This window comes from Streptomyces sp. NPDC034084 (genome assembly GCF_055575535.1).
Map to the genome: position 1 here is coordinate 18,246 of NZ_JBVISK010000003.1, position 11,705 is coordinate 29,950.

Here is an 11,705-nt window from a genome sequence, read left to right on the forward strand (position 1 = left end):
GCAGGGGGATGCGCGGCAAGAGCCGTACACCCCCCTGCTCTTGAGCGTCAGGCCCGCAGTTCGCCTTCGATGACCGTGACGGCGTGGCCGTTCAGGAGGGTGCGGTCGCCGTTCAGGCGGGTGCGGACGAGGCCCGTGCGGGCGCCGCCCTGGAAGCCGGTGAGCTCCTCGCGGCCGAACCTGGCCGACCAGTAGGGGGCGAGGGCGGTGTGGGCGCTGCCCGTCACCGGGTCCTCGTCGATGCCGACGGCGGGGAAGAAGCCGCGCGAGACGAAGTCGTAACCGCTGTCGGGGCGTTCGGCGGCGGCGGTGGCGATGACTCCCCGCGAGGAGAGGCTCTTCAGCGCGGGGAAGTCCGGTGTGAGGGAGCGGACGGTGCTCTCGTCGCGCAGCTCGACGACGAGGTCGCCGATGTGGTCGGCGGTGTCGTGGACGGCGACGATCTCGGCGCCGAGCGCCTTCTCCAGGCCCTCGGGGGCGGGGACCGGGGTGAGGGAGGAGGTCGGGAAGTCCATCGTGATCGTGCCGTCGGCCTCGGCGGTGGTGATGAGGAGCCCGCAGCGGGCGGCGAAGCGGACGGTGCCGCTCGCGGTGCCGGTGGTGTGCAGGACGTGCGCCGTGGCCAGGGTGGCGTGGCCGCACATGTCGACCTCGGTGGTGGGGGTGAACCAGCGCAGGGCCCAGTCCGCCTCGCCGCCGGCGGGCAGCGGGTGGGCGAAGGCCGTCTCGGAGAGGTTGACCTCGGAGGCGACCCGCTGGAGCCAGGCGTCCTCGGGGAAGGAGTCGAGGAGCAGGACTCCGGCAGGGTTGCCGGAGAAGGGCTGGTCGGTGAAGGCGTCGACGATTCGGATGCGCATCCGCCGACCGTACCGGGGGCGGAAATCCGCGGACCAAGGCCAATCGCGGAGAACTGGACCGGTCGCGGGGTGCGCCGTTCGGGAGCGTCGTACGTGGATGACCGGGCCGGGGCTTCGGTGACGTCCGGGTGCGGGGGACTGGTGGGCGCCGGGGTCCGGGATCACTCGGGTGGCGCGAGCCGCACGGGCCCGCCGTCGCGGGGACGGCGGGGGCGCGACCGGGGACGGCGGTCCGGCCGGGGTCACAGGGGTGTCAGGACCATGAGGATCTCGTCGCGGTCGTCGCCGGGGGCCAGGCGCAGGCCCTCGGGCCAGCGGCCGATCTCCCGCCAGCCCAGCCTGCCGTAGAAGTCCTCGAGGCCGGTGCCGCCGCGTGCCGCGAGCCGCAGCTGCTCCAGGCCCATGTCGTCCCGGGCGATCGCGCGGGCGCTCCGCACCAGGCCCGCGCCGATGCCCCGCCCGCGTACCCCGAGACGGGTCTGGACGTGGTGCAGGGTCCCCCAGTGCGCGATCAGCGGGTGGGTGTCGCGGCGGAGGCACAGCCAGCCCGCGAGGGCGCCGCCGACCGTGGCGACGAGGAGACGGCTGCTCGCCGGGTCGAGTCCCGTGACGATGCGGTCGACGGCGGCGGCGACCTCGGCCGGGTCGACCGGCGGGAAGGGGAAACCGGCCGCCCCACCCGCGTCGCTCACCTCCGTCCAGCAGTCGGCGAGGGCCTGCGCGAGCCCGTCGGGTATCGACTCGGGGGCGGTGAACTGGGTGAAGAGCGGGGTGTTGTCGCTGGTCATGGCTGGAGTGTGCCAAACGGTCGTGGTGGCGGTTCGTTCCGGGCGGGTTCCAGGGAGAGTTGGGCACCCAGGTCCTCGAAGCCCAGGGCGGCGGCGACCCGCCGGGAGGCCGGGGGACGGGCGCGCCACTGCGGAAGGAGACCGGCGGCGAGGGCGTCGGCGACCGCCGCCGAGGCCGTCGACCGCGCGAGACCGCGGCCTCGTGCCTCCGGGGCCGTCAGCACGCTGATGTGCGCGGTCCGTCGCGGCCACGTCCGATACCCGGCGGCGGCCACCACACGGCCCTCCTCGCGTACCACGAACGCGGGTGAGGTGATCTCGTCCAGGGAGGCCTCCGCGGTGTCGTCCTCACCGGCGGCCTTCTCCAGGGCGCGCAGGGCGGGATGCCCGCCGGGCAGGCGTTCCACCGTCGACGAACCGGTGTCCGGCCGGAAGCCCTCCGGGGAGACGTACGCCAGCGCCGCCGGGCCGAGTACCCCGCCCACCGGCAGTACGGCGCGGAGGGCGGCCGCGTCCACCAGGGCCTCCACCGGCAGATCCGCGAGGGCGGCGCGCACGGTCGCGGCGGTCCACCGGTCCGGCACGGTCACGAGCGCCGATCCTCCGAGAGCGACCACCCCGACCCAGCCGGCCGGGCACAGCCCCGACTCCGGGGACACGATCACGTTCACGCCGCCCGTGGGCGGGAACGACCGCGGTGACCGGGCCAGTTCTTCCCAGAGTCCCCGGGCCGCGAGCAGGAGCGGATGCGTAGACACGGCGTCGATCCTGCCATCCGGAGCCGGCTCACCCACGCGCGCGGAGGTACGCCTCCAGCTCGGCGGCCCCCGCCAGCATCGCGCGCCCGCGGGCCGTCAGCCGGCCGTGCCAGTCGGTCAGCGTCGCTTCCAGCGGCTCCAGTCCACCGGCCGTGCGGACGTGGGCGATCAGCGGGGCGATCCGCTCAAGCGGGTAGCCGCCGCGCCGGAGTTGGTGGGCCAGGCGGGCGTCCCGTACGGCGGACTCGTCGTAGACGCGGTACCCGGTCCGGGGGTCGCGGGTCGGGCGTACGAGACCGGCGTGCTCCCACTTGCGCAGGGTCGCGGGGCGGATGCCGAGCTGCCCGGCCAGGGGGCCGATGAACGTGCCGCCGGGCTGGGGCGCCATGGCGGTCTCCCGGTGCGGGTCCAGGTCGCGGAGGGCGCTCTCCACGGCTCGAAGGGTCCGCCGGTCTTCGAGGAGCTGGGCGTGGCTCTCGTCGATCAGCTGGAACGCCTCGCCGGCCGCGCCCTCGTTCACGGCCCGCATGATCGCCGTCGCCGTCGGGTGGCCGTGGCCGGGCAGCAGGGCCAGGAAGGCGCGCAAGGCCCCGGCGTGCAGCGGGGTGTACGTGCGGTAGCCGTGGGCCGTGCGGCCGGCGGCGGGGAGGATGCCGGCCTCCTCGTAGTTCCTGACCGCCTGCGTGGACAGCCCGTGCGCGCGAGCCAGATCGACCGGCCTCAGCCACCCACCGGTTTGAAGGTTTTTCCCCATGAGTTCGACGATACAGCGGGGTGCTCGCTGAAAAGTCTCCACCGAAAGTTCAACGATAGCGTGGAAGGCATGGCGACTGACATCAAGGACACCGCTCATGCCGTCGACGCTGCCTCCCTCCTGGGACTGCTCCCGGCCCGGCCCCGGCTGCTCGCCCTGGGCGAGCCCACCCACGGCGAGGACGCCCTCCTCGACCTGCGCAACGAGCTCTTCCGGCAGCTCGTCGAGCAGGGGGGCTACCGGACGATCGCTATCGAGACCGACTGCCTGAGGGGCCTGGCCGTGGACGACCACGTCACCTCGGGCACGGGCACCCTCGACGAGGTCATGGAGCAGGGCTTCAGCCACGGCTGGGGTGCCTCCGCGGCCAACCGCGAGCTCGTCCGCTGGATGCGCGGGTACAACGAGGGTCGCCCCGCGTCCGAGCGGCTCCGGTTCGCCGGATTCGACGGCCCGCTGGAGATCACCGGCGCCGAGAGCCCCCGGCAGGCCCTCACCGCGCTCCATCGATACCTCGCGGAACGGGTGGACACGGACCTGCTGCCCTGCGCCGCGGGCACGCTCGACGAGCTGCTCGGCGCCGACGAGCGGTGGACCGAGCCCGCCGCGATGAGGGACCCGGCCCGGTCCGTGGGGCGGTCGTCCGAGGCCGGGCGGCTGCGGCTGCTCGCCGACGAGCTGGTGGCGCTGCTCGACGAGCAGTGGCCGCACCTGATGGGGGTGAGCTCGCCGGACGAGGGGGACCGCGCCCGCCTGTACGGGCGCACCGCGCTCGGCCTGCTGCGCTACCACCACTGGATGGCCGACACCTCGCCGGCCCGCATGGCGCGGCTCGTGGGCGTGCGGGACCAGATGATGTCCCGGAACCTCCTCGCGCTCGCCGACCGGGGCCCGGTGTTCGTCTACTCCCACAACGGCCATCTCCAGCGCGAGAAGAGCTCGATGCGGATGGGCGGGCGACCGCTGGAGTGGTGGAGCGCCGGCGCGCTGGTCGCGGCCGAGCTGGGGGAGGAGTACGCCTTCGTGGCCATGGCCCTGGGCACGATCCGCCACCAGGGCGTGGGCGCGCCGCCGCCGGACACCGTCGAGGGTCTCCTCTACGCCCTCCCGGAGGACCGTTGTCTCGTCGACGCCCGGCGGCTGTCCGCCGCTCTCGGCGACATGCGGCCCGCGCCGCGCGTGTCCCCCTGGTTCGGCTACGCGCCGCTCGACCCGGTGCATCTCGCGGACTGTGACGGCCTCGTGTTCGTCAGGGACGTCTCCCCGTGCGTTCCGTGACCGACCGGTCGGGTCTTGCTCGGTGAACAGTTCCGATATATCGTTGACGCATCGCGACAGTCCGACGATGAATCCCGATGGAAGGAGCCTTGCGATGCGTTCACATGGACACGAGCACGGAAACGGCCACGGTCGTGGAGGCTGCGGCCCCGGGCCTCGAGGGGACTTCGAGGGACGGCGTGCCGCCTTCGGGCCGTTCGGTCCCGGCTTCGGCGGGGGGCCGTTCGGTGGCGGCCCCTTCGGCGGGCGCGGTCGTGGTGGTGGCCGGGGACGGGCGCGGCGCGGGGACGTGCGCGCCTCGATCCTGGCGCTCCTGAAGGACCGCCCGATGCACGGTTACGAGATGATCCGGGAGATCGGCGAGCGCAGTGACGGGGCCTGGAAGCCCAGTCCGGGCTCGGTCTACCCGACCCTCCAGTTGCTGGAGGACGAGGGCCTGATCATCAGCGCGAGCGAGGGCGGCAAGAAGCTGTTCACGCTCACCGACACCGGACGCGCCGAGGCCGAAGAGGGCCCGGACGCGCCGTGGGAGGAGGCCGGGCGCGGGGTCGACTGGGAAGCCGTGAACGAGATCCGGCAGGCCGGCTTCGGCCTGATGGAGGCGTTCGGACAGGTCTGGAAGACCGGTAGTGCCGAGCAGCGGCAGAAGGCCGTCGCCGTCATCAACGAGGCCCGCAAGAAGCTGTACCTGATCCTGGCCGACGAGCACTGATGCCGACAGGAAGGGCCCCGCGACCGTGGTCGCGGGGCCCTTCCTGTCGTACCGGTGCGCGCGGCTCAGGTCACCAGGACCGAGAGCCTGCGCAGGGACTCGGTCAGCGCCGTCGTCGCCGAGTCCTTGAGCCTGCCCGCCATCAGGGAGACCGCCGCGCCGGTGAACGTGCCGTCGATCCGTACCGTCGTGGCGTCCCCCTCCGCCGCCAGCGAGTAGCGCGTGGCGACGACGACCCCCATCGGCCCCTTGCCCCTGATGGCGAACGCCCGCCCGGACTCCAGCTCCTCCACCGTCCACAGGACCTCGGCGGGGAAGCCCATCAGCTTCATGTTCTCCGTGAAGGTGGCGCCCGTCTCCAGGGCGGCCGGGCCGCCGTCCGGGAAGCTGGTGTGGGTGGCGTTCCACTCGCCGTACGAGGAGAAGTCCGTGAGCCGTGCCCAGACCTGCCCGGCGGGCGCCTCGATCCTTGCCTCCGCGCTGACTTCGGCCATGAGACCACCCCTTCACGCGTCAACTGGGTTCCGGTGTCGCGGAACGTAGCGGGGTGGCCGTGAACATTCAATACTGATGAACCGTCAGCTCCGCTGTCGTCGGGCCCGCGCCGTCGCCGATCCACCAGATCTCGGACGCGTCGAAGCTGTCGGAGGCGCGGGGCGCCCCGTCCTCCTCGTGGCAGTGGAAGGCCGCCCAGAACAGATCGGCCGGCAGTGCTTCCCTGGGTGCGTACACCCGGTACACGTACTGCCGCCCGTCGCGCGCGAGCAGAGCCACCATCCAGAACACAACCGGAGGACGTGCGGAGAAGGGTCCACGGTTGCAAGGGGGGCGCGAAGCAAGGTGGCGCGCGCCCCTTGGGGGCGGCGCGCGCGATCTCATCCGTAAGGAGGAGGAATCGCGCGCCCGTGCCCAACTCCGGTGGGATGCGGACATGCTTCTCCCCGGTGATGTTCCGGCCGCCCCGGCCTGGTGAGGTGGGAAGGTGCACCATCCCGTCCGGCGCCCCCAGCCGCTCCCGTCATCCGTCGCCCCGCGCGCGGAGCTCGCGCCCTTCCTGACACCCCCGCTCGCGGCGGTCGTGTCGGGCGCGCGCCGCAGAGCGCTCAGGGACGGTGACCGTCAGATCGACACCGCCCATCTCCTGCACTCGCTCGTCGAGTCCGACCCCGAGGTCGGGTCCGCCTTCGAGGGTGGCCACCAGCTCGCCCGCGTCCTCGGCTACCTCGTCCAGCGGTCCATCGGCTACGGCCTGCGCTGGCAGCGCGCGGAGGAGGGGTCGGCGGCCCGGCGCCTGCTGCCCGCCGCGCGCGGGTCCGAGTCCCCGGGCGCCCGTACCTCCCCCTGGTCGCCCGCCGCGGCCGCCGCCCTGGAAGGCGCCTTCCGGCGGGCCGCCGAGCGGGGCGAGCCGCAGGCCCGCGGTGTCGACCTGCTCGCCGCCGTCGCCGCCGATCCCGAGAGCCGGGCCGTGGAGGTGCTGCGCCGCGCGGGTGTGGATCCGGCCACCCTGACCGCCCGGATCGACGGCCTCCTCGCCGCCCGTGGCGAGGAGCCGTCTCAACAGGTGTAACGGGGGTTACGCCCCTGACGGCGTCCTGCCATGATGGCCCGATGCACGCGTCTCAGGGGAGAAGCGCCGGCCTGGGACTCGCCCTGGCCTCGGCCTTCGCATTCGGTGGTTCAGGAGTGGCGGCCAAGCCGCTCATCGAGGCGGGACTCGACCCGCTGCACGTCGTGTGGCTCCGGGTCGCCGGCGCCGCGCTCGTCATGCTGCCGGTGGCCTGGCGCCACCGGGACCTGCCGCGCCGCAAGCCCGCCCTCCTCGTGGGCTTCGGCCTGCTCGCCGTCGCCGGGGTCCAGGCCTTCTACTTCGCCTCGATCTCCCGCATCCCCGTCGGCGTCGCCCTGCTCATCGAGTACCTCGCCCCCGCCCTCGTCCTCGGCTGGGTCCGCTTCGTCCAGCGGCGGCCCGTCACCCGCGCCGCCGCCCTCGGCGTCGTCCTCGCCGCCGGCGGCCTCGCGTGTGTCGTACAGATCTGGTCCGGCCTGAGCTTCGACCTCGTCGGCCTGCTCCTCGCCCTCGCCGCCGCCTGCTGCCAGGTCGGCTACTTCGTCCTCTCCGACCAGGGCGCCGACGAGGCCGAGCAGACCGAGCGGGCCGATCCGGTGGGCGTCATCGCGTACGGGCTGCTCATCGGCGCGCTCGTCCTGACCGCAGTCGCCCGGCCCTGGGGCATGGACTGGGGCGTCCTCGGCGGGCGTGCCGACATGGACGGGACCAGCGTGCCCGCGTGGCTGCTGCTCGGCTGGATCGTGCTGATCGCCACCGTCCTCGCGTACGTCACCGGGGTCATCTCGGTGCGCCGGCTCTCCCCCCAGGTGGCGGGTGTCGTGGCCTGTCTGGAGGCGGTCGTCGCGACCGTCCTGGCCTGGATCCTGCTCGGCGAGCACCTGGACGCCCCCCAGATCCTCGGCGGTGCGGTGGTCCTGGTCGGGGCATTCATCGCGCAGTCCTCGACGCCGAAGGCGGCTCTGCCGGTTCCGGTCGCCGGTTCCGGCCCCGATTCCGGGGCGGCGGGCGACGGGCGGGACGCGGAGTTGTCGGCCGGCCGGACCGCCCCCTAGGGTGCCGATCATGCAGAAGACCGTGCTTCCGCCTCCCGCCGCCTAGCGCGCGCGGAGACTTTCCTCGACGGAGACCGGGCTCGGCTGGCGACTCCTCGCCGCCGAGCGGTTCGTCGCTGCCCGCGCGCAGCCCGACGACCACCCTCCCCTCCCGTCTTCCACGGAGAACCCACGTGTCGAACTCCTCGGGATCCGCCCTGTCCACCGGGCGGAGCCTCCTCTATCTGATCGTCGCCGGCATCGCCTGGGGCACGGCCGGCGCAGCCGCCTCGCTGATCTTCCGCGTCAGCGACATGGGCCCGCTGGCCCTCTCCTTCTGGCGCTGCGCCGGCGGCCTCGCCCTGCTCCTGGGAGCGCTGGCGCTGCGGCCACGGCGCGCCGCCGCCCGTACCGGGAAGGAATCGCGCGGCCGGCGGGCCGCCCGCATTCTGGGCACAGGGATCGGGCTCACCGTCTTCCAGAGCGCGTACTTCGCCGCCGTCGAGGCCACCGGGCTCGCGGTCGGCACCGTCGTCACCCTGGGCGCGGGACCCGTCCTCATCGCGATCGGCGCCCGGCTCACCATGGGGGAGCGCCTCGGCCGGGGCGGGGTCGCCGCCGTCGTCGGGGCGCTCGCAGGGCTCTTGGTCCTCGTGCTGGGCGGCGGGGCCGCTGAGGTACGGCCGCTCGGCGTCGTCCTCGCGGTGATCTCGGCGGCCGGCTACGCGGCGATCACCCTGCTCACCCGGTGGCTCGGCCGTGACGGCGGTGGTGTGGACGCCCTGGCGACGACCACCTGGGCCTTCGCGATCGGCGTGGTCTGGCTGCTGCCCGCGGCATTCGCGGAAGGGTTCGTCCCGCACACCGACGCGCCGGTGAGCGTGCTCCTGCTCCTCCTGTACGTGGCGGCGGTGCCGACCGCGCTCGCCTACGCGCTGTACTTCGCCGGGGCGGCCGTCGTCCGGGCCGCCACCGTGTCCGTGATCATGCTCCTGGAGCCGGTGAGCGCGGCCCTGATCGCGGTCTCGCTGCTCGGCGAGCGGCTCACCGCCGCGATCGTGCTCGGCACCCTGCTGCTGCTCGCGGCCGTGACGGGCCTGGCCCTGGCGGAGGCGCGGAGCGCGGCGGAGGCGCGCCGGCGGGAGCCCGTGGTGGTGTGAGGGGGGCGGGGGCGGGAGCAGTCGCGGCCCCCACCCGTGTCATCGGTGTGCGCGGCGGCGCAGCTGGTGGGTCCGGGCCTTCAGGTCGCCGGGCCCGGCCCGTTCGGCGAGCCGCTCCGAGACGCGGGCCTGGACCTCCGGCGGCTTGTTGCCCGCGTACTTGAACTTCGCCCGCACGTCGGTCACCTCCAGGCTCAGCCCCCGGAGCCCCGACAGCATGCGGCCGAACGGCGCCGAGCCGGGGGCCACGGGCGCGGTGCCGCCCTCCGGCTGGAAGTGGGCGACCTGATGGTTGAGGAGCGCGGCCTTCTCCTCCGGATCGTCGACCACGCGCGCGGTGCAGCGCAGCTGGACGGCCGCGTAGTACGACGTCGGGGTGCCGTGCTCGGACGGGGTGTCCTCGGGGGCCGTCCAGTGTCCCGGTACGTAGACGTAGTCGTCGACCACGCTCAGGAGCACCACCGGGCTCGACTCCAGGGCGCGCCAGAGCGGGTTGGGCCGGGCCAGATGGGTCAGGGCGCGGCCGTAGGGGCCGGGCTCGGCGTCGTACCGGAAGTGCGTCGGCTGCACCCACGGCGGCTCGCCGGGCAGGCCGTTGACGGCGAGCTGGCCGAAGTCGTGCCGGGAGAGCCAGTCGCGCCACTCGCCCTCGTCGTGGGCGGCGTCCCAGGGGTGGATCAGCATCGTCGTTCCGCCTCTCCCGGCTCAGAGTGCGGCGAGGTAGCCGGGCAGGGCGACGGACGGGTCGAGGTCGTCCGCCGGGACCGGCGCGCCGTACCCGCCCTGTACGGGGATCACCCCGGACCAGTACGGGAGGCCGAGGTCCTCGGGGTCGTCGTTGGGGCCGCCGGTGCGGACCTTCGCCGAGACCTCGTCCAGGTCGAGCCGGATCACGGCGGTGGCGGCGAGCTCCTTGGCGTTCCCGGGGCGCGAGTCGGCGGAACGGCCGGGCACGACCTGGTCGACGAGGGCGTCGAGGGCGGTCCGCAGCTCCTCGGGGTCGGTCACCTGGTGGGCGGTGCCGTGGACGACGACCGAGCGGTAGTTGAGCGAGTGGTGGAAGGCCGAGCGGGCGAGCACGAGGCCGTCGACGTGGGTCACGGTCAGGCAGACGGGCAGGCCGGGGGCCGCCACGCCGTCGCCGGCCGCCCGCAGCGGCCGCGAGCCGGTGGAGCCGTGGACGTAGAGGCGCTCGCCGACCCGGCCGAAGAGCGTGGGGAGGACGACCGGCGCGCCGTCGCGGACGAAGCCGAGGTGGCAGACGTAGGCCTCGTCGAGTATCGCGTGCACCAGGTCCTTGTCGTACGAGGCGCGGTCGCGGGAGCGCGTGGGGACGGTGCGCTCGGTCGCCGCGTACGTCTCCGGGGAGGTCCTCATGGCCATCTCCATTGCACTAGTGCATAATGATGTTTGTGCTAGGAGAATATCGGATCGAAGGTCGCCGTGCATCGGACATCGCCGCCAGCGTCGAGCGGGGGGTGGGCGCGGGCGCGCTGACGCCCGGCCAACTACTCCCGCCCATGCGGGAATTGGCGAGCGCCCTCGGCGTGAACCCGAACACCGTCGCCGCCGCCTACCGCACCCTGCGCGAGCGCGGGGTCATCGAGACGGACGGGCGGCGCGGCAGCCGGGTGCGGCCTCGTCCCGCCACGACCGCGCGCGGCTCGATCCGGGTGGAGGTGCCCGCCGGGGCCAGGGACGTGAGCAACGGGAACCCCGACCCCGCCCTGCTGCCGGCCCTCGGCGAGGCCTTCGCGGAGGTCGCCCGGCGGTACGCCGAACAGCCCGGCATGTACGGAGAGGCCCCCGTCGACGAGGAGTTCGGGCGCCTCGCGCGCGCCGCCTTCGACGCGGACGGCGTGCCCGCCGGGCCCGTCGGCGTCGCCTCCGGCTCCCTCGACGCCGTCGAGCGGGTGCTCGCCGCCCGCCTCAGGCCGGGCGACGCCGTCGCCGTCGAGGACCCGGGCTGGGGCAGCCTCCTCGATCTCGTGCCCGCGCTCGGACTGCGCCCGGTGCCGGTCGCCGTCGACGACGAGGGGCCCGTGCCGGAGGAGGTCGAGCGCGCGATCCGGCAGGACGGTGCGCGGGCGGTGATCGTCACCGACCGGGCGCAGAACCCGACCGGCGCGTGTGTGACCGAGGGCCGGGCGCGGGAGCTGCGGCGGGTTCTCGCCGACCACCCGGATGTGCTCCTGGTGGAGGACGACCACGGGCACGGCATCGTCGCGCAGCCCCTGCACCCGCTGGCCGGCGTCACCGACCACTGGGTCCTGGTGCGTTCGGTCGCCAAGGCCTACGGGCCCGATCTGCGGGTCGCCGCCTTCACCGGGGACGCCGAGACCGTCGACCGAGTGCTCGGGCGGCAGCGGCTCGGCCCCGGTTGGGTCAGCAGGCTGCTCCAGCGGACCGTCGCCCACCTCTGGGCCACGCAGGCGGTGGATCCGGCCTTCGTCGCGCACGCGTACGGGAAGCGGCGTGACGGCCTCGTGCGTGCGCTGGCCCGGCGGGGCGTCGAAGCGCACGGGCGCGGGGGGATGAACGTCTGGGTACCGGTGGCCGACGAGACCGGCGCGGTGGCCCGCCTCCTCTCCGCGGGCTGGGCGGTCGCGCCGGGCGCCCGCTTCCGGATGTCCGCGGGACCGGCCGTCCGGCTCACCGTCTCCGGCCTCGCCGCCACGGACGTCGAGGCCCTGGCCGACGCCGTCGCGGCGGCGTCGGGTCCCGCCCAGGCCCGGAGTTACGGCTAGGGGGGAGGTCCGGGAGGCCCAGCTCGTCGACCTCCACGGGCTTCGGCCCG

Annotated in this window: 14 protein-coding genes; 6 read left to right on the plus strand and 8 right to left on the minus strand. The window is 74.3% G+C overall.

Translation table 11 applies throughout. The features are described from left to right. Positions 1-47 precede the first annotated feature (47 nt). The 4 genes from ACZ51I_RS11040 to ACZ51I_RS11055 form a co-directional block, all read right to left on the minus strand. Positions 48-857, minus strand: a complete 810-nt coding sequence (locus ACZ51I_RS11040) for a PhzF family phenazine biosynthesis protein (RefSeq protein WP_468873895.1) — start codon at positions 855-857, stop codon at positions 48-50. Between the two features lie 242 nt (positions 858-1,099). Then, positions 1,100-1,645, minus strand: coding sequence for a GNAT family N-acetyltransferase (locus ACZ51I_RS11045; RefSeq protein ID WP_468873897.1), 546 nt, complete (start codon positions 1,643-1,645; stop codon positions 1,100-1,102). Continuing rightward, positions 1,642-2,403: a GNAT family N-acetyltransferase gene (locus ACZ51I_RS11050; protein WP_468873899.1), complete on the minus strand. Its 762-nt coding sequence runs from the start codon at positions 2,401-2,403 to the stop codon at positions 1,642-1,644. The genes ACZ51I_RS11045 and ACZ51I_RS11050 overlap by 4 nt, the downstream gene beginning before the upstream one ends. A gap of 28 nt (positions 2,404-2,431) precedes the next feature. Further along, positions 2,432-3,157 (minus strand): TioE family transcriptional regulator, encoded by a 726-nt coding sequence (locus tag ACZ51I_RS11055; protein WP_468873902.1) that lies wholly within the window; start codon positions 3,155-3,157, stop codon positions 2,432-2,434. Between the two features lie 69 nt (positions 3,158-3,226). On the opposite strand from ACZ51I_RS11055, the gene ACZ51I_RS11060 reads away from it, so the two are divergent. Both ACZ51I_RS11060 and ACZ51I_RS11065 read left to right on the plus strand, forming a co-directional pair. Beyond that, entirely contained in the window at positions 3,227-4,435 is a 1,209-nt protein-coding gene (locus tag ACZ51I_RS11060) for an erythromycin esterase family protein (RefSeq protein ID WP_468873904.1), read from the plus strand. 94 nt (positions 4,436-4,529) lie between these two features. Next, positions 4,530-5,147 carry a PadR family transcriptional regulator gene (locus tag ACZ51I_RS11065; protein WP_468873907.1) on the plus strand — a complete coding sequence of 206 codons (618 nt, stop codon included), beginning with the start codon at positions 4,530-4,532 and terminating at the stop codon, positions 5,145-5,147. 65 nt (positions 5,148-5,212) lie between these two features. Here the strand turns inward: ACZ51I_RS11065 and ACZ51I_RS11070 are convergent, their stop codons facing one another. Next, the gene (locus ACZ51I_RS11070) at positions 5,213-5,641 is read right to left on the minus strand and encodes a type II toxin-antitoxin system Rv0910 family toxin (RefSeq protein WP_468873909.1); all 429 of its coding nucleotides are present in this window, start codon (positions 5,639-5,641) and stop codon (positions 5,213-5,215) included. Between the two features lie 67 nt (positions 5,642-5,708). Then, positions 5,709-5,933, minus strand: coding sequence for a hypothetical protein (locus ACZ51I_RS11075; RefSeq protein WP_468873912.1), 225 nt, complete (start codon positions 5,931-5,933; stop codon positions 5,709-5,711). A 196-nt stretch (positions 5,934-6,129) separates the two neighbouring features. Between ACZ51I_RS11075 and ACZ51I_RS11080 the strand changes: the two genes are divergently transcribed. From ACZ51I_RS11080 to ACZ51I_RS11090, 3 genes are all read left to right on the plus strand, one after another. Further along, positions 6,130-6,714, plus strand: a complete 585-nt coding sequence (locus ACZ51I_RS11080) for a Clp protease N-terminal domain-containing protein (RefSeq protein ID WP_468873914.1) — start codon at positions 6,130-6,132, stop codon at positions 6,712-6,714. A gap of 41 nt (positions 6,715-6,755) precedes the next feature. Beyond that, on the plus strand, positions 6,756-7,769 hold the full coding sequence (locus tag ACZ51I_RS11085; RefSeq protein WP_468873916.1) for an EamA family transporter: 1,014 nt from the start codon (positions 6,756-6,758) through the stop codon (positions 7,767-7,769). Positions 7,770-7,942: 173 nt separating this feature from the next. Beyond that, complete coding sequence (locus tag ACZ51I_RS11090; protein WP_468873918.1) at positions 7,943-8,908, plus strand: DMT family transporter; 966 nt, start codon at positions 7,943-7,945, stop codon at positions 8,906-8,908. Between the two features lie 39 nt (positions 8,909-8,947). Here the strand turns inward: ACZ51I_RS11090 and ACZ51I_RS11095 are convergent, their stop codons facing one another. Together ACZ51I_RS11095 and ACZ51I_RS11100 are read right to left on the minus strand one after the other, a co-directional pair. After that, positions 8,948-9,592: an FMN-binding negative transcriptional regulator gene (locus tag ACZ51I_RS11095; RefSeq protein WP_468873920.1), complete on the minus strand. Its 645-nt coding sequence runs from the start codon at positions 9,590-9,592 to the stop codon at positions 8,948-8,950. A gap of 21 nt (positions 9,593-9,613) precedes the next feature. Beyond that, positions 9,614-10,285 carry a pyridoxamine 5'-phosphate oxidase family protein gene (locus ACZ51I_RS11100; RefSeq protein ID WP_468873922.1) on the minus strand — a complete coding sequence of 224 codons (672 nt, stop codon included), beginning with the start codon at positions 10,283-10,285 and terminating at the stop codon, positions 9,614-9,616. A 35-nt stretch (positions 10,286-10,320) separates the two neighbouring features. Here ACZ51I_RS11100 and ACZ51I_RS11105 point away from each other — a divergent pair, with 35 nt between their 5' ends. Continuing rightward, positions 10,321-11,655: an aminotransferase class I/II-fold pyridoxal phosphate-dependent enzyme gene (locus ACZ51I_RS11105; protein ID WP_468873924.1), complete on the plus strand. Its 1,335-nt coding sequence runs from the start codon at positions 10,321-10,323 to the stop codon at positions 11,653-11,655. The last annotated feature ends 50 nt before the right edge of the window (positions 11,656-11,705 follow it).

Excerpts from the sequence above, each read along its gene's own strand:
- ACZ51I_RS11100 (WP_468873922.1), bottom strand. The coding sequence starts at position 10,285 with ATGAGGACCTCCCCGGAGACGTACGCGGCGACCGAGCGCACCGTCCCC.
- ACZ51I_RS11055 (WP_468873902.1), bottom strand. The coding sequence starts at position 3,157 with ATGGGGAAAAACCTTCAAACCGGTGGGTGGCTGAGGCCGGTCGATCTG.
- ACZ51I_RS11095 (WP_468873920.1), bottom strand. The coding sequence starts at position 9,592 with ATGCTGATCCACCCCTGGGACGCCGCCCACGACGAGGGCGAGTGGCGC.
- ACZ51I_RS11045 (WP_468873897.1), bottom strand. The coding sequence starts at position 1,645 with ATGACCAGCGACAACACCCCGCTCTTCACCCAGTTCACCGCCCCCGAG.
- ACZ51I_RS11070 (WP_468873909.1), bottom strand. The coding sequence starts at position 5,641 with ATGGCCGAAGTCAGCGCGGAGGCAAGGATCGAGGCGCCCGCCGGGCAG.
- ACZ51I_RS11060 (WP_468873904.1), top strand. The coding sequence starts at position 3,227 with ATGGCGACTGACATCAAGGACACCGCTCATGCCGTCGACGCTGCCTCC.
- ACZ51I_RS11065 (WP_468873907.1), top strand. The coding sequence starts at position 4,530 with ATGCGTTCACATGGACACGAGCACGGAAACGGCCACGGTCGTGGAGGC.
- ACZ51I_RS11040 (WP_468873895.1), bottom strand. The coding sequence starts at position 857 with ATGCGCATCCGAATCGTCGACGCCTTCACCGACCAGCCCTTCTCCGGC.
- ACZ51I_RS11085 (WP_468873916.1), top strand. The coding sequence starts at position 6,756 with ATGCACGCGTCTCAGGGGAGAAGCGCCGGCCTGGGACTCGCCCTGGCC.